The 16071-nt window shown below is 69.1% G+C and carries 13 protein-coding genes; 7 read left to right on the forward strand and 6 right to left on the reverse strand.

Annotated elements, in window-relative coordinates:
• Window positions 1–177: 177 nt before the first annotated feature.
• Both nusA and rimP read right to left on the reverse strand, forming a co-directional pair.
• Window positions 178–1797, reverse strand: a complete 1620-nt coding sequence (gene nusA, locus D1610_RS04400; protein ID WP_118862854.1) for a transcription termination factor NusA — start codon at window positions 1795–1797, stop codon at window positions 178–180.
• A complete protein-coding gene (rimP, locus tag D1610_RS04405) occupies window positions 1797–2333 on the reverse strand; it encodes a ribosome maturation protein RimP (protein ID WP_118862855.1) in 537 nt (178 codons plus the stop codon). Before rimP ends, nusA begins: the two co-directional genes overlap by 1 nt.
• Window positions 2334–2528: 195 nt before the next feature.
• On the opposite strand from rimP, the gene D1610_RS04410 reads away from it, so the two are divergent.
• Both D1610_RS04410 and D1610_RS04415 read left to right on the forward strand, forming a co-directional pair.
• Window positions 2529–4211: a sensor domain-containing diguanylate cyclase gene (locus D1610_RS04410; RefSeq protein WP_118862856.1), complete on the forward strand. Its 1683-nt coding sequence runs from the start codon at window positions 2529–2531 to the stop codon at window positions 4209–4211.
• Between the two features lie 505 nt (window positions 4212–4716).
• Window positions 4717–5883, forward strand: coding sequence for a PQQ-dependent sugar dehydrogenase (locus D1610_RS04415; protein WP_118862857.1), 1167 nt, complete (start codon window positions 4717–4719; stop codon window positions 5881–5883).
• Window positions 5884–6249: 366 nt separating this feature from the next.
• Here the strand turns inward: D1610_RS04415 and D1610_RS04420 are convergent, their stop codons facing one another.
• From D1610_RS04420 to D1610_RS04430, 3 genes are read right to left on the reverse strand one after another with little or no spacing between them, the layout of a single operon-like run.
• Entirely contained in the window at window positions 6250–7080 is an 831-nt protein-coding gene (locus D1610_RS04420) for a sterol desaturase family protein (protein ID WP_118862858.1), read from the reverse strand.
• Between the two features lie 53 nt (window positions 7081–7133).
• On the reverse strand, window positions 7134–7517 hold the full coding sequence (locus tag D1610_RS04425; RefSeq protein ID WP_118862859.1) for a PaaI family thioesterase: 384 nt from the start codon (window positions 7515–7517) through the stop codon (window positions 7134–7136).
• The gene (locus D1610_RS04430; protein WP_118862860.1) at window positions 7514–7954 is read right to left on the reverse strand and encodes a PaaI family thioesterase; all 441 of its coding nucleotides are present in this window, start codon (window positions 7952–7954) and stop codon (window positions 7514–7516) included. Before D1610_RS04430 ends, D1610_RS04425 begins: the two co-directional genes overlap by 4 nt.
• Before the next feature lie 102 nt (window positions 7955–8056).
• Here D1610_RS04430 and D1610_RS04435 point away from each other — a divergent pair, with 102 nt between their 5' ends.
• Window positions 8057–8842: a crotonase/enoyl-CoA hydratase family protein gene (locus D1610_RS04435; protein WP_118862861.1), complete on the forward strand. Its 786-nt coding sequence runs from the start codon at window positions 8057–8059 to the stop codon at window positions 8840–8842.
• Window positions 8843–8900: 58 nt separating this feature from the next.
• Here D1610_RS04435 and D1610_RS04440 read toward each other — a convergent pair whose 3' ends face one another.
• Window positions 8901–9551: a GcrA family cell cycle regulator gene (locus D1610_RS04440; RefSeq protein ID WP_118862862.1), complete on the reverse strand. Its 651-nt coding sequence runs from the start codon at window positions 9549–9551 to the stop codon at window positions 8901–8903.
• Window positions 9552–9606: 55 nt separating this feature from the next.
• Here D1610_RS04440 and D1610_RS04445 point away from each other — a divergent pair, with 55 nt between their 5' ends.
• From D1610_RS04445 to D1610_RS04460, 4 genes are all read left to right on the forward strand, one after another.
• A complete protein-coding gene (locus D1610_RS04445; RefSeq protein WP_118862863.1) occupies window positions 9607–10452 on the forward strand; it encodes an ABC transporter permease in 846 nt (281 codons plus the stop codon).
• Between the two features lie 106 nt (window positions 10453–10558).
• Window positions 10559–11707 carry a peptidoglycan-binding domain-containing protein gene (locus D1610_RS04450; RefSeq protein ID WP_118862864.1) on the forward strand — a complete coding sequence of 383 codons (1149 nt, stop codon included), beginning with the start codon at window positions 10559–10561 and terminating at the stop codon, window positions 11705–11707.
• Window positions 11708–11780: 73 nt separating this feature from the next.
• The gene (locus D1610_RS04455) at window positions 11781–12815 is read left to right on the forward strand and encodes an efflux RND transporter periplasmic adaptor subunit (RefSeq protein ID WP_118862865.1); all 1035 of its coding nucleotides are present in this window, start codon (window positions 11781–11783) and stop codon (window positions 12813–12815) included.
• Complete coding sequence (locus D1610_RS04460; RefSeq protein ID WP_118862866.1) at window positions 12812–15871, forward strand: efflux RND transporter permease subunit; 3060 nt, start codon at window positions 12812–12814, stop codon at window positions 15869–15871. The genes D1610_RS04455 and D1610_RS04460 overlap by 4 nt, the downstream gene beginning before the upstream one ends.
• Window positions 15872–16071 lie beyond the last annotated feature (200 nt).

A 16071-nucleotide genomic window follows, 5' to 3' on the forward strand; every position in this document is an offset into this window, starting at 1 on the left:
CCGGCCGGGCGCGCGGGCGGTGCCGGTCCCGCCCGCCCCCCCCCCCCCCCGGGGGGGGGGGGGGGGGGGGGGGCCCTGTCCGCGAGCGGCGGTCTCGGTGAGACATCCCCCACCCCCAACCCCTCCCCTGAAGGGGAGGGGCTTAGGAACATCGCCCGGCTGTTTTCGACTAGCGTCTCATTGCGAGGATTCCGCATGCGCGTCCTCCCCGGTTGCCGCTTCGGGCTCGTCCTCGAACCAGTGCGCGCGCGCGGCCATGATGATCTCGTTGCCCTGATCTTCGCTCAGGCCGTACTCGCCGAGCACGCCGCCCTTGTCCTCGGGGCGCGAGGGCGCGCCCTCGGGGCGGCGGCGCGGTTCGGCGCGGCGCTTCTGGATCAGCTCGTCGGTGGCGAGGTCGGCGAGATCGTCGAGCGTCCTGATGCCCGCCTTGCCCAGCGTGACCAGCATCGCCTCGGTCAGATAGGGCATCTCGGCCAGCGCGTCCTCTACGCCCAGCGCGCGGCGCGCCTCGCGATTGGCCTCTTCGCGGCGCTCGAGCGCTTCCTGCGCGCGGCTCTGCAGCTCCTGGCCGAGCTCCTCGTCGAAGCCCTCGATCGACGCAAGCTCGTCGATCTCGACATAGGCGACCTCCTCGAGCTCGCCGAAGCCTTCGGCGACCAGCAGCTGCGCCAGCGTCTCGTCGACGTCCAGCTCCTGCTGGAACATCTCGGAACGCTCGACGAACTCGCGCTGGCGCTTCTCGCTGGCGTCGGCCTCGGTCAGAATGTCGATCCCCTTGCCGGTCAGCTGGCTCGCCAGGCGGACATTCTGCCCGCGGCGGCCGATGGCGAGGGAGAGCTGGTCATCGGGAACCACCACCTCGATGCGGTCCTCCTCCTCGTCGATGACGACGCGGCTGACCGAGGCGGGCTGCAGCGCGTTGACGACGAAGGTGGCGGTGTCCTCCGACCAGGGGATGATGTCGATCTTCTCGCCCTGCATCTCCTGGACGACCGCCTGGACGCGGCTGCCCTTCATGCCGACGCACGCGCCGACCGGATCGATCGAGCTGTCGCGGCTGATCACGCCGATCTTGGCGCGGCTGCCCGGATCGCGCGCCGCCGCCTTGATCTCGATGATGCCGTCGTAGATTTCGGGCACTTCCTGCGCGAACAGCTTCTTCATGAAATCGGGGTGCGCGCGGCTGAGGAAGATCTGCGGACCCCGGTTCTCGCGCACGACGCGCAGGATCAGCGAACGGACACGGTCGCCGACGCGGACCACCTCGCGCGGGATCTGCTGGTCGCGGCGGATGACGCCCTCGGCGCGGCCGAGATCGACCACGACATGGCCGAACTCGACGCGCTTGACGACGCCGGTGATGATCTCGCCGGCGCGGTCCTTGAACTCCTCATACTGGCGCTCGCGCTCGGCGTCGCGGACCTTCTGGAAGATCACCTGCTTGGCGGCCTGCGCGGCGATGCGGCCGAATTCGATCGGGGGCAGCGGATCGACGATGAAATCGCCGACCACCGCGTCCTTCTGCAGCTTCTGCGCGCCCTTCAGATCGACCTGCTTGAAATAGTCGTCGACCGCCTCGACCACCTCGACCACGCGCCACAGGCGGAGATCGCCGGTGTTGGGATCGAGCTTGGCGCGGATGTCGTTCTCCGCGCCGTAACGCGCGCGGGCGGCGCGCTGGATCGCGTCCTCCATCGCCTCGATGACGATGCCCTTGTCGATCAGCTTCTCCTTGGCGACCGAATCGGCGATCGCGATCAGCTCGGCGCGGTTGGCGGTAACGGCGGTGGCCATCAGTCCTGGTCCTCTGTTTCGAATTCTTCGGCGCCCTCCGACGAGAGCGGTTGGGTGGCGGCGATCAGGCGGTCGGTGAGCAGCAGCTTGGCGCTGGCAATCTTCTCGAAGTTCACGCTTGTGAGGCCATGACCTCGCACGTATATCGTTACGCTATCGTCACGATCCGTGCCGGCGAGATCGCCGGTCAGCTGCTTGCGGCCGTCGACCGGCTCGGCGAGGGTGATGCGCGCCTCATGCCCCTTCCAATCCTCGAAATCCTTGAGGCGGGTGAGCGGGCGGTCGATGCCGGGCGAGCTGACCTCCAGCCGATAGGCGTCGTCGATCGGGTCCTTCTCGTCGAGCACGTCCGAGATGCGGCGCGACAGATCGGCGCAGTCGTCGATCGTCAGCTGGCGCGTGTCGGGCCGCTCGGCCATCACCTGCAGCGTGCGATCGCCCGCGCCGCCGAACAGCTTGACGCGCACGAGATCGAAGCCGAGCGCGCGCGCTTCGGGTTCGATCAGTTCGGTCAGACGGGCTTCGAGTTCGGCCAAGGCGGTGTTCCATAGATGCGCTTCCGCGAGCCGGAGCGGAGCGCCCCAGCCTCGATCATGTGTAACGATGTCGAGAAGCACGCCGGATATAGATCACCGCGCGAGGATCGGCAAGCCTCGGGTTCGACAAGGCCGTTTCGATTGGTTAATCAAGGCTGAAGGCCGTTCGGGGAGCAGCGGTCGCAAGGGGGCCGAGTGATTCTTCTGCGCGTCGCGCTTCTGGTCTGCGTCCTCGCAACCTCCGCCTTTTGCGCCGCGCTGGCCCGCGCGCAGGCGCCCGGATCGATCGACGCGGCGGGCTGCGCCTTCTACGCGCCGGCGGGGGCGGATCCGCGCAGCATCATCGCCAGCCCGCCGCCCCCTTGCACCAAGGCGCTGGAGAAGCCCGAGGGCCGCGTCTCGTTCGTGCTGTTCGGCGGGCTTTCGGCGACCGCGCGGCCGGGCGACCCGCTGGAATTCTCCCACCGCCAGGCGCGATCCGACTTCGAGCGCATCTATTTCCGTTATGCCGACGGCGTGGTGCTGCAATCGCCCACCGCGCGCGACGAGGCGGTGCGGCCGATGGCGCCCAACGACCTGTATTTCGCCGTGCCCTACCGCCCCGTTCCGCTGACCGAGATACTGGTGCAGGCGACCGGGTTCGAGAACCGCCTGGGCCTCGCCAAGCGCGCCCGGCTGGAGACGCGCAGCACCAATCTGGGCTACGAGGCCGGGCACCACCTGGCATACGGGCTGTTCGGCGGCGCGATCATCGCCATGCTGGCCTACAACCTGCTGCTGTGGTGGGCGCTGCGCTATCGCTTCATCCTGTTCTATTGCCTGGTGGGCCTCGCCATGGTGATGTTCGGCGTGTTCTGGTCCGGGCTGATCCGGCTGGCCATCCCCGGACTGTCCGTCAATCAGCAGATCGCCGGCAATTTCCTGAGCCTGTCGCTGATCATCGCCGCCGTGCCCCTGTTCCTGTTCGCCTTCGTCGAATCCAACACGATTCCCCGCTGGCTGAGACGCGTCACGCTGGCCGCCGCCAGCATCGCGGTGATCGCATCGCTGCTGCGGCTGCTGCCGGGCGCGGCGCAGCGCGCGACGATCGACCTCGCCACCTATCTGGGGCTGCTCGCGACCATGGCGATGATCGTCGCCTGCGTCGGCTTCGCGCTCGCCAACCGCAGCCGCGCGGTGCGCTATTTCATCATCGCCTGGACCATACCGCTGGGCTTCGCCGCGTTCCGCACGCTGTGGGGCATCGGCGCGATCGCCGCGGACGGGCCGCTGATGGACGTCAGCCCCTTCGCCGTGATGGCGCTGGAGATGGTGCTGAGCGCGATGGGCATCGCCGCGCGCATCCGCACCATCCGCGACGAGCGCGACGACGCGCAGGCGATGCGCGCGATGCTGCAGCATTTGGCCGACACCGATCCGCTGACCGGGCTGCTCAACCGCCGCGCCTTCCTGGAGCAGGCGCATGACCGCGAGGGCGACCAGCGGCTGATCCTGATCGACATCGACCGGTTCAAGACGGTCAACGACCGGTTCGGGCACGAGGCGGGGGACTGGGTGCTGGTCGAGATCGCCCGCCTGCTGCGCACCAACACGCCCGAAGCCGCGCTGGTCGGGCGGCTGGGCGGCGAGGAGTTCGCCATATTGCTGCCGGTCGACGGCAGCCCGGACAGGCTGGGCGAGACGCTGATCCTGACGATCGCCTACGCCCCCATGCCGATCCGTTCGAAGATCACCGCGAGCGCGGGCGAGGCGAGCGGCTCCAGCCTCAGCGAGGCGGAGTGGCGGGCGCTGTACAACAGCGCCGACGCGGCGCTTTACGCGGCCAAGGCCGACGGCCGCAACTGCCTGCGCCGCGACGTCGCGAGCGTCGCGGCTTAGGACGGATCGGCATTCGAGAAGGCTGGTTCACGCGGGAGGCGCGGAGGCGAAGCAAGATTGGTTCACGCGGAGGCGCGGAGACGCGGAGAAGAAGTAGGAGGTTGGTTCACGCGAAGGCGCGAAGGCGCGAAGAAGAAGGGAGATTGGTTCACGCGAAGGCGCGAAGAAGAAGGGAAATTGGTTCGCGCAGAGACGCGGAGGCGCAGAGAGGTGGTTCTGCCGCGTCAGCGGCTCTCATCTTTTCGCAGGGGCCCGCTTGCCGCAACGTAGCGAGGTGACATGCGCTTCGCGCAGGGTTCGGCATCTCTGCGTCTACGCGTCTCTGCGTGACCCCCCCTTCTTCTTCTTCGCGCCTCCGCGCCTTCGCGTGAACCAATTTTTTCGGCTGCCGATCCGTTCCGCCGCGTCCCGCTATTCGGTTCAGAGTCAATCAATGGTGGACAGACGCCGGCAACCGGGCATCTATCCACGCGTTCGAGAGCAAACCCGCACCGGAGATCGCCCGATGAAGACCGCCTTCGCCATCCTGGCCCTTGCCAGCGCCGCCGCCTGCAACGCCTCCGGCCCCGATGCCTCGGCCAACGCCGCATCGGCCAACGCCGCCACCGCGCCGGCGCAGGCGACGGACGGCAAGCCCTTCTTCGTCACGCCCGTCGCCCAGTTCGCCTCGCCCTGGGCGATGACCTTCCTGCCCGACGGGCGGATGCTGGTGACCGAGAAGGCCGGACAGATGCTGCTGGTCTCCGCCGACGGCAAGACCAAGACGCCGGTATCGGGCATTCCGGCGGTGGACAGCGACGGGCAGGGCGGTCTGATGGATGTCGTGCTGCATCCGGATTTCGCGCAGAACCGCACCGTCTATTTCAGCTATTCGGCGACCGGGCCGGGCGGCAAGGGCGTGCTGCTGGCGCGGGGCACGCTGGCGGAACGGAGCAGGCGGGCGGCGCTGGAGAATGTCCAGACGATCTTCACCGCGACCCCGTTCGTTTCAGGGAGCGGCCATTATTCGGGCCGCATCGCCTTTTCGCCCGACGGCCGATATCTGTTCTTCACCAATGGCGAGCGCCAGAAGTTCGACCCTGCGCAGGATCCCAAGGCGACGCTGGGCAAGGTGCTGCGCCTGAACCTGGACGGCACGCCCGCGGCGGGCAATCCGCTCGCCGCCAAGGGCTTCCACCCGGCGGTGTGGAGCTATGGCCACCGCAACCTGCTGGGGATCGCCTTCGACGCGGCGGGCAATCTGTGGGAGCAGGAGATGGGGCCCAAGGGCGGCGACGAGCTGAACCTGATCCTGCCGGGGCGCAACTACGGCTATCCGATCGTCTCCGACGGCAGCCATTATGACGGCCGCGACATCCCCGACCACGACACGCGGCCCGAGTTCGAGAAGTACAAGGTCAACTGGACCCCGGTGATCTCGCCCGGCGGCCTCATCATCTATTCGGGCGACATGTTCCCCGATTGGAAGGGCGATGCCTTCATCGGCGGGCTTTCCTCGCAGGCGCTGATCCGCGTCGACATCGACGGCACCAACGCGGCGAAGGGCGACCAGTGGGACATGGGCGAGCGCATCCGCGAGGTCGAGCAGGGGCCCGACGGCGCGATCTGGCTGCTCGAGGACGGCGAGGACGGCGGCGCGGGACAACTGCTCAAGCTGACGCGGCCTTCGTAGGGCTTGTCCTGATTTGCCTGCCAATTTCTTGTCGTCCCTGCATGCGCAGGGCGACGAGATGGACGCAAACTGGACAGCTCCGCGAGGTGTCGACGTTCGAAAAGATTGGTTCACGCGAAGGCGCGGAGGCGCGAAGAAGAAAGAAGAAGGGGTTCACGCAGAGACGCGGAGACGCAGAGATGCCGAACCCTGCGCGAAGCGCACTTCACCTCGCTACGTCGCGGCAAGCGGAACCCTGCGAAAAGATGAGAGCCGCTGACGCGGCAGAACCACCTCTCTGCGTCTCCGCGTCTCTGCGCGAGCCCCTTCTTCTTCGCGCCTTCGCGCCTTCGTGAACCCCAAGTCCCGCCGGGCCGGCGGGGCAGCTCAAGCGGATGTCGGCGCGGCGTTGAGGTCCTGTGTGGGGTCGCTATCGGCGCGGCGATCGGAGGGCATGGCGAGCCACTCGCGCAGGGTTCGCGGCTGATCGACGCCGGCGATCCCGACCGCGGGCCATTCGTTCCGCCCGGGGAAATGCGCGGTGCCGAACAGGCGATCCCAAAGCGTCGTGAACGCGCCGAAATTCCGGTCGAAGTGCCGCGGCTCGACCGAATGGTGGATGCGGTGGAAGCGGTTGTCGACGAAGAGGCCGCGCAGCGGCCCGAAATGCCAGCGCGACGGCGAGTGGATGAACGACGCGTGGAGCTTCAGCGCCACCACCATCGCCGGCGCGGCGATGCCGGCGTCGGACACGATCAGGCTCATCGGCAGCAGGATCATCACCGTCTGGAAGACCGGTTCGGTCACATGATGATAGGAATTGACCGCGTTGAGCTCGCGGATCGAATGATGGACCGCGTGGAAGCGCCAGAACCACCTGTGCTGCGCGCGGTGGCACCAGTAGAAGAAGAAATCGGCGACGGCTGCGGCGGCGAGCGGCGCGGCGACGCCGGCCAGCACCCCGGCCCATTCCATGCGCAGCGGCAGCACGATCAGCGGCTCGACGCCGGCCTCCGTCCATAACCGGTGGAAACCGCCGAACATCGTCGCAGTCACCGGCACCCACAGTGCCCAGAACATCAGCCCGACGAGCCTGCCGGACAGCGACTGGCTCTCGCGCGGAACGAGAAGCTCGATCGCGGTGATCGCCGCGAGGGTGAACACCACCATCCAGGAATAGGCGGCCAGATAGCCTGCGAGGTTCGTCAGGAAGATCACGGCGCAGGACTACCGTGCGATCCCTCACCATAAAATTAAGGCGGGGGCGCGGTTTACCGCACGAGCAGATAGTTCATCCGGGCGGCGGCGATGGGCTTGGCGGCGTCGTCCTGCCAGGCATGCGCCTCGACATTGGCGACGCGGGTGCCCAGGCGGGTGACGGTCCCCTGCGCGCGCGTCTCCTTCTCGCGCCCGCCGCGCATGTAATCGACCGTGACGTTGACCGGCTTGATCCGCGTCGCATCGAATTCGATGCCGAGCGCATCGGCGAGCGCGACCACCGCCGCCATCTCCAAGAGGCCGCCGATCGCGCCGCCGTGGAGGAAACCCGGCCGGCCGGTCACGGCATGCGCGAACGGCATGGTGATGAGCGTCGCACCGCCGGCGTCGCGCGCGACGGTCAGGCCCAGGAACTCGGCATAGGGCGGCAGGGTCATTCGGGCGCGTCCAGGAACATGTAGGTGCCGGCGACATGGGCGAGCGGATCGGCGGCGTCGCCGTCATGCGCGACGCCGCGGATGAAGGCGATCGAGCGGGTGATGCGATAGCATTCGCCGCGGCCGATCACCGTCCGGCCCGGGGTCGCGGGGCGCAGATAGTCGACGCGCAGGTCGAGCGTCGCCTGCGGGCGGAAGCTGCCGAGCTTGAGCCAGATCGACACGCTGGTCGCCATGTCCATCAGCGTCAGGATCGGACCGGAGGCGATTACGCCGGTGGCGACATCGCCGATCAGCCGCGCGTCATAAGGGAGGGTCAGCTCGGCCCAGTCCTCGCCATGCGCGTGGTAGCCGATGCCGAGCGCGCCGCCATGGCCGCGCGCGCCGCCATCGAAGAAGCGCGCCGGATCGAACGCGAAGCTGGGTGTCTCGGCCATCGCTGCGGCGCATAGGGCGGGGCGAGGCCGCGGGCAATGCTCTCTCGACGCCGGACGCGCCCGCGGCTACGGTTTTCGCAAAACGGGTATGGGAGAGAGCGGATGTCCGAAGACCGGGTGACGATCGCCGTTTCGGACGGCATCGCCGATGTGCGGCTGAACCGCGCGGACAAGATGAACGCGCTCGATCCGGCGATGTTCGAAGCGATCGGCGCGGCGATCGATTCGCTGGCGGGGCGGGCCGAGGTGCGCTGCGCGGTGCTGTCGGGCGAGGGGCGGGCGTTCTGTGCGGGGCTCGACATGGCGAGCATGGCGGCCGGCGGATCGGGCCTGTCGGCGCGCGGGCGCAACGATCAGGGCGCGATCCTGCCGCAGCACGTCTCCTGGGGCTGGCGCAACCTGCCCATGCCGGTGATCGCCGCGGTGCACGGCGTGGCGTTCGGCGGCGGCTTCCAGATCATGTCGGGCGCCGATATCCGCATCGCCGCGCCGGGGACGCGCTTCGCCATCCGCGAGGCCCATTGGGGGCTGGTGCCCGACATGGCGGGCTTCCCGCTGTGGCGGACGCTGGTGCGCGACGACGTGCTGCGCGAGCTGACCTATACCGCGCGCGAGTTCGACGCCGAGGAGGCGCTGGCGCACGGCTTCGTCACGCGGATCGCCGACGATCCGCGCGAAGCGGCTATGGCGCTGGCGCGGACGATCGCCGGCCGCAGCCCGCACGCGATCCGCGGCGCCAAAAGGCTGTGCAACATGGCGCACGACGCCGATCCCAAGGCGATGCTGGAGGCGGAGACCGAGGAGCAGGTCAAGGTGATCGGCAAGCCCAACATGATGGAGGCGGTCGCCGCCAACATGGCGAAGCGCAAGGCGGTGTTCGTGGATTAGAGGCGGATCTGCTTCTCCCCCTCCCTTTCAAGGGAGGGGTGTTATCTTGTTCTTGCCCTCACCGCACCCTGGGGCCGCCGAAGGGGAGCGGCGGGGGCGGGCGGCGGTCGCGGCGGGGGAGCTGCGCCTGATAGGCGTGGCCGCAATGCTGCACGCAATAGGGGAAGCCGGGGTTCACCTTCTCTCCGCAGAAGTGGAAATCGGGCTCGCCCGGATGGCCGAGCGGCCATTTGCAGATGCGGTCGTTGAGGTCGAGCAGGCTGGTCTTGTCGGCGATCTCCGGGCTGGGGCGCGCGGGCACCAGGCGGCGCGGCGGCGCGGGCGGGATCGGCGGCTGCTGGTCGCCGGGGCCCTGGCGGACGAAGCCGCCGGGGCCGACCGAGCGGAGCTGCGGCTCCGCGCGCGCGGGCGCTTCGGCCTCTGCCGCGACGGGGGCGGGGGGCGCCGCGGGCGCGGGCTGCGGCTTGGGCGCAGGGGGCGGGGGCGCCGCCGCGGGCTTGGGCTTGGCCTCCGCCGCCGGCTTGGGCGCGGGCTTGACCGGCTCGGCCGCCTTCACCGGCGACGGGCGCGACTGCAGCCCCAGCCGGTGCGCCTTGCCGATCACCGCGTTGCGGCTGACGCCGCCCAGCTCGTCGGCGATCTGGCTGGCGGTCATGCCCTTTTCCCACATCGACTTCAGTTGATCGATGCGTTCGTCGGTCCAGCTCATTGGGTGTCCTTAGATGGCTTGCGGGGCGCGCGGGCAGCCGATAGGCGATGCCGCCATGGACGGCCAGCCCCAACTGCCCCCGCGCGGGAGTTCGATTCGCGCACACCCCGGCGAGCCGATCATCCGATCGGTCAACTGGGGCGGGCTAGGCACCCTCTATGTGAAGGAGGTGCGCCGCTTCTTCAAGGTGCAGCTCCAGACGATCTGGGCGCCGGCGGTGACGACGCTGCTGTTCCTCGCCATCTTCACCGTCGCGCTGGGCGGGGCGGGCAGGGCCGACATATTGGGCGTGCACTTCGCCGATTTCATCGCGCCCGGCCTCATCGTGATGGCGATGATGCAGAACGCCTTCGCCAATGCGAGCTTCTCGCTCCTGGTCGGCAAGATCCAGGGGACCATCGTCGATTATCTGATGCCGCCGCTATCGACCGCCGAACTGCTCGCCGCGCTGGCGGCGGGGGCGGTGACGCGCGCCTTCCTTGTCGGCGGGGCGGTGTGGCTGGCGATGGTCTTATGGCCGGGGGTGTCGGTGACGCCCGAGCATCCGCTCGCCGCCCTGTGGTTCGGGCTGATGGGCGCGGTGATGCTGGCGTTGCTGGGCGTGCTGACCTCGATCTGGGCGGAGAAGTTCGATCACGCCGCGGCGGTGACAAACTTCGTCGTCGCGCCGCTCGCGCTCCTGTCGGGCACCTTCTATTCGGTCGACCGGCTGGCGCCCTTGTTCCAGACGATCAGCCACGCCAACCCATTCTTCTACGTGATCTCGGGCTTCCGCTACGGCTTTATCGGCGTCGCCGATTCGCCCGTGACCTTCGGCGCGATATTGCTGCTCGTCATCAATCTGGTCCTCGCGGTGCTTGCCTATATGCTGTTGAAATCGGGCTGGAAGATCAAGAACTGACATAGGGCTGGCGCAGTCCGCCGCTTTCGTGGCAGGAGATCGCCAGCTGACAGAGCCCATCAGGGCCGCCGGGTCGTCGTGAATCAATTCCTCGGGGGGAAGACGCATGGCTCTGATGATGTCGCTTGGAATCAACGCACCGGTCGGCCAGGGTGCGATGGCGCGCAACGTTCCGCAGGACGTGAAGAACGTCCAGTCGCTGATCAACGATCGCATGTCGGTGGGCACCAAGCTGGTGGTCGACGGCAAGTGCGGGCCCAAGACGATCGCCGCGATCCTCGCCTTCCAGAAGAACCCGATGCGGCTGCCGATGCCCGACGGGCGGGTCGATCCGCGCGGCAAGACCATCGCGGCGCTCAATGATCCGGCCAACCGGCTGACCTACACCGCGCCGCCCGCGCCGCCGCCGCTGCCCGGCGGGGGCGCGTCGAGCCCGGCGGTCGAGCAGGGCATCCGCCAGGAGCTGAAGCAGAAGGGCGTCCCCGATTCGCGGATCGACGCGCTGGTCAAAATCTACAAGGACAATATCGAGGGCGTGCTGAAGGCGGCGGGCGGCGTCGCCGGCCGAATCGAGGACGGCCGCGTGATGGGCCGCCTGCTCCACCAGATGGCGCAGTGGGGCTTCACCGCGCACGACATGGCGGTGGTCTCCGGCCAGCTCGCCAAGCTGAAGGGCAAGCAGTTCGAGGCGGTGGTCGAGACGCTCGCCGCGCCGGGCAGCAAGATGGGCCGGCTGGTGTCGGGCGCGGGCAGCGTCGCGAGCAAGATCGGCATCCTGACCGCGGCGATCGATTGCGCGATCGCCGCGCGCGACGGCGATTATTCGCTGATCCCGGCGGAGATCTACAAATATGCGATGGGCAAGGCGATCCCCTGGGCCGGGCTGGTCGAGGGCATCGGATCGATGCTCGACGCGGTGGTGCCGGAGAACACGCGCAACAACAGCCAGCTGTTCAAGATCATCCGCTCGCTCGACCCGATCGGGCTGGGCGCGGTGGGGGTCGATTCGATCGCCTCGCTGGTGATGAGCGTCTATGACTTCGCCGCCTCGGGCGGCAATCTCGACGCGATCATGCCGCGGCTCGAACGGCTGGTGCAGCGGATGAAGTCCGGCCCCGCACGCGTCTTCGCCGAGCTGGGCGAGGCGTCGGGCGACGCGCTCTACGACATCGTCCAGATGGACGCGCGCGACTGGGAGCTGGTGATGAACTACACCTGGGACCAGATGACCGGCTGGTTGCGCGGCAAGGGCTGACGCCGACCCATCAAAAATCAGTTTCAATATGCTACTGATATCGCTATGAGTGGCGCCCCAACGGGAGGCGCGCATGAAGCGATGGGTCGTGATGGTGGCGGTTCTGGCGGCGGGATGCGGATCGAACGCCGCGCCCGATCCCGAGCCGCAGCCGATCGAGGTGCGCGTCGCCAGGATCGGATCGTCGAGCAGCGCGGGCGAGGTGACCGCGGCGGGCGCGGTGGCGCTCCGGCGCGAGACGGCGCTGGGCTTCACCAGCCCCGGCCGCATCGCCCGGCTGGCGGTGAACGAGGGCGACCGCGTGTCGCGCGGGCAGCTGCTCGCCGCGCTCGACGCCACCACCACCGCCTCGACGCTGGCGACGGCGCGCGCCGAACGGGTGCGCGCCGCGCGCGAATATCGCCGCAGCGCCGCCTTGCTCGAACAGGGCTGGGTCACCCGCCAGCGGGTCGACGGCGCCGAGGCGACGCTGCGCGCGGCGGAGGCCAATGAGCGCTCGGCCGGCTTCCAGGCGAGCAATGCGCGGATCACGGCGCCCGGCCCCGGCGTGGTGCTGGCGCGCCTCGCCGAGCCCGGCCAGGTGGTCGAGGCCGGCACGCCGGTGGTGGTGCTGGGCGAGGCGGGGAGCGGCTATGTCCTGAAGCTCGCGGTGCCCGACCGCGACACCGCGCGGCTGTCGCGCGGCGCGCCGGCCGAGGTCGCCATCGCCGCGCTGGGCGACGAACCGATCACCGGCAGCGTGATCGAGATCGCGGGGCGCGCCGATCCCGCCACCGGCACCTTCATGGTCGAGATCGCGCTGCCCGCCGATCCGCGATTGAAGTCCGGGCAGGTCGGCGCCGCGCGGATCGTCGCGGGCGGCCCGGCCGACCGGGCGCTGGCGGTGCCCCCGGCTGCGGTGTTCGCCCCGCGCGCCGGGCAGGGCTTCGTCTATGTCGTCGATCCGAAGACGCGCAAGGTCGCCGCGCGCCGCGTGACGCTGGGCGAGACGAGCGACAGCGCGATCCGCGTCACCGGCGGCGTCCGCCCCGGTGAGATCGTCGCGGTGTCGGGCGTCGATCGGCTCGCCGCCGGCCAGGTCGTCCGGCCGATCGGCCTGCCCCGGTGAGCATCACCGAATTCGCCGTCCGCCGCTGGCAGGTGACCCTGGTCGCCTTCCTGCTGCTCGCGACGATGGGCGTCTCCGCCTTCCTCTCGATCCCGCGATCGGTCGACCCGCATTTCGCCATTCCGGTGAGCGTGGTGACGGTGGTGCTGCCCGGCGCCGATGCCGCCGAGATCGAGGAGACCGTTGCCAAGCCGATCGAGGACGTGCTGCAGGGCCTCGACCATGTCCGCGAGATCCGTTCGACCTCGAGCGACGGCACCGCCGTCATCACGGTCGAGTTCGAGCATGGGACCGATCCCGAACAGTCGCTCGACCGCACGGTGCGCGAGGTCGGATCGATCCGCGACCGGCTGCCGCAGGGCATCGCCCGCATCGCCTATCGCCGCCCGCGCACCACCGAGGCGGGGGTGCTGCAGCTCGCGCTGGTCAGCGAGGGCGCGTCGTGGCGGCGGATGGTCAAGTACGCCGAGGACCTGCGCGACCGGCTGAACGTCGTCCCCGGCGTCCGCCAGACCGCGATCGACGGCGCTGCCCGGCCCGAGGTGCGCGTCGCGATCGACGCCGACCGGCTGGCGCAGGCGCGCATCCCCGCCTCCTCGGTCGCGAACGCGCTGCGCCAGGGCGGGCTCGACCTGCCCGCGGGCGCGGTGCAGGCGGGCAGCCGGCGGCTCAATATCGAGGCCGGCGGCGCCTATCGCAGCCTGGATGCGGTTCGCGCCGTGCCGGTGCGCGCGGGCGACGGACGGCTGCTGACCGTCGGCGACGTCGCCGATGTCAGCTGGTCGGAGGCCGAGCAGCTCCACATCGCCCGCTTCAACGGCGCGCGCGCGCTGTTCGTGACGGTTCGGCAGAAGGACGGGGTCGACGCGGGCAGCCTGCGCGATGCGCTGGTGGCGGCGGTCGACGGCTACCGCGCCGATCTGCCGCCCGACATGACGCTGGAAGTCGCGTTCGACCAGAGCAACGACATCGCCAAGAAGCTGGCGCTGCTGGCGCGCGATTTCGCCATCGCGCTGGCGCTGGTGCTGATCACGCTGTTCCCGCTGGGGCTCAGGCCGTCGCTGATCGTGATGATCTCGATCCCGCTCAGCCTCGCGATGGGCGTGCTGCTGCTCGCGCTGTTCGGCTTCAGCCTCAACCAGATCAGCATCTCGGGCTTCATCATCTCGCTTGGCCTGCTGGTCGACGATTCGATCGTCGTCACCGAGAATATCGAGCGCCATATCCGCGACGGCGACGCGCCGGAGACCGCCGCGATCACCGCGACCAAGGAGATTTCCGCCGCGGTGCTGGGCGCGACCGGGGTGCTGCTGTTCGCCTTCCTGCCGCTCGCCTTCCTGCCCGAAGGGTCGGGCGATTTCGTCCGCGGCCTGCCGCTCGCGGTGATCGTCACCGTAGCGAGTTCGCTGGTCGTTTCGCTGACCATCATCCCCTTCGTCGCCTCGAAGTTCCTCAAGCCCGAAAATGCCGAGGGGAACCGCGTGCTGCGCTGGATCACACAAGGGATCGAGCGGCTCTACGCGCCGCTGCTCCACCGCGCGCTCGATGCGCCGCGGCGCTGGTTCTGGGGAGCGATGGCCCTGTGCTTCGGCGCCTTCGCGCTGGTGCCGGTGCTGGGCTTCAGTCTGTTCCCGGCGGCCGAGACGCCCTATTTCCTCGTCCGCGTCGAGACGCCCGAGGGGAGCAGCATCGCCGCGACCGACCGCGCGGTGAAACAGGTCTCCGCGATCCTCGACGATTACCCCGCGGTGGTGAACCGCATGGAGAATGCCGGGCGCGGCAACCCGCAGATCTTCTACAACATCCTGCCGCGCGAGGAGCGCGCGCGCTACGGCGACATCTTCGTCACCATGGCCGAATGGGATGTCGGCGAAAGCCCGGCGATGCTCGCCGACATGCGCGCGCGGCTCGCCCGCTTTCCCGATGCGCGCGTGACCGTGGTCAATTTCGAGAACGGCCCGCCGCTGGAGGCGCCGGTGGCGATCCGCATCAGCGGGCCCGATCTCGCCGTGCTCCAGCGGCTGGCGGGCGAGGTGCAGCGGATGATGGCGGGCGTGCCGGGCCTGCGCGACATCGACAATCCGCTTCGCTTCGACCGGGTCGATCTCGACCTTGGGCTCGACGAGGCCAAGGCGGGGCTGCTCGGCGTCGCGCCGGGCGAGGCGCGCCGCGCGCTGCGCCTCGCCATATCGGGCGAGCAGGCGAGCCAGCTGCGCGACAATGAGGGCGACAGCTGGCCGGTCACCGTGCGCCTGCCGATGGAGGGCCACCAGCCGATCTCCGCGCTCGACAAGGTCTATGTGCCGACATTGGAGGGCGGATCGGTGCCGCTGGCCCAGATCGCGACGCCGACGCTCGTCAGCGTGCCGCCGCTCATCACCCGCTACAAGCTGCAGCGGACGGTGACGATCACCGCCTTCACCCAGCCCGGCATGCTCGCCTCGCGCGCCAACCAGGCGGTGGTGGCGGGGCTCGATTCGATCGAATTGCCGCCGGGCTACAGCTTCGGCGTGGGCGGCGAGGCGGAAGCCGCGGCGCGCAACTTCTCCGGGCTGGGGCCGGTCATCCTGCTCGCGGTGTTCGGCGTCTTCGGCGTGCTGGTGCTCGAATTCGGGCGGTTCAAGGAGACGATCGTCGTCGCAGGCGTCATCCCGCTCGGCACCTTCGGCGGGCTGATCGCGCTGCTGCTCACCGGCAATTCCTTGAGCTTCCTCGCGATCATCGGTTTCGTCGCCTTGATCGGCATCGAGATCAAGAACTCGATCCTGCTGGTCGATTTCACCCACCAGCTGCGCGAGCGCGGGCTTCCGCTGCGCGAGGCGATCGAGAAGGCGGGCAGCATCCGCTTCCTGCCAGTCCTCCTCACCTCGGTCACCGCAATCGGCGGGCTGCTGCCCTTGGCGCTCAGCGGATCGGCGCTCTACTCGCCGCTCGCCTGGGTGATCATCGGCGGGCTGGTCAGCTCGACCCTGCTCAGCCGGGTGATCACGCCGGTGATGTACCTGCTCGCGGTGAGGGGAGATGAGGGGCGGCGGTTGACCCCGGCCTTCGCCTAGCTCGTCGCCCCTGCGCAGGCAGGGGCCGCTAGGTTTGTGGCACACCAGATGCCGCCCTTGCCGACTGAGGCCCCTGCCTGCGCAGGGGCGACGGGAGTGTTGACGCCCGCCAAGCTCCCCGCGTAGATGCGCCTTCGGGCGACCGGACGGGTCGCCCTTTTGCGTTTGGAGTTGTTCTCACCCTTTTTCGCAAGGAGCCG

The sequence above is a fragment of the Sphingomonas gilva genome (assembly GCF_003515075.1).
Classification (GTDB): domain Bacteria; phylum Pseudomonadota; class Alphaproteobacteria; order Sphingomonadales; family Sphingomonadaceae; genus Sphingomonas; species Sphingomonas gilva.

Bases quoted from the DNA above. Each gene is read 5' to 3' on its own strand.
- nusA (WP_118862854.1), bottom strand. From the start codon at position 1,797: ATGGCCACCGCCGTTACCGCCAACCGCGCCGAGCTGATCGCGATCGCC.
- D1610_RS04415 (WP_118862857.1), top strand. From the start codon at position 4,717: ATGAAGACCGCCTTCGCCATCCTGGCCCTTGCCAGCGCCGCCGCCTGC.
- D1610_RS04425 (WP_118862859.1), bottom strand. From the start codon at position 7,517: ATGACCCTGCCGCCCTATGCCGAGTTCCTGGGCCTGACCGTCGCGCGC.
- D1610_RS04430 (WP_118862860.1), bottom strand. From the start codon at position 7,954: ATGGCCGAGACACCCAGCTTCGCGTTCGATCCGGCGCGCTTCTTCGAT.
- D1610_RS04435 (WP_118862861.1), top strand. From the start codon at position 8,057: ATGTCCGAAGACCGGGTGACGATCGCCGTTTCGGACGGCATCGCCGAT.
- D1610_RS04440 (WP_118862862.1), bottom strand. From the start codon at position 9,551: ATGAGCTGGACCGACGAACGCATCGATCAACTGAAGTCGATGTGGGAA.
- D1610_RS04445 (WP_118862863.1), top strand. From the start codon at position 9,607: ATGGACGGCCAGCCCCAACTGCCCCCGCGCGGGAGTTCGATTCGCGCA.
- D1610_RS04450 (WP_118862864.1), top strand. From the start codon at position 10,559: ATGGCTCTGATGATGTCGCTTGGAATCAACGCACCGGTCGGCCAGGGT.
- D1610_RS04455 (WP_118862865.1), top strand. From the start codon at position 11,781: ATGAAGCGATGGGTCGTGATGGTGGCGGTTCTGGCGGCGGGATGCGGA.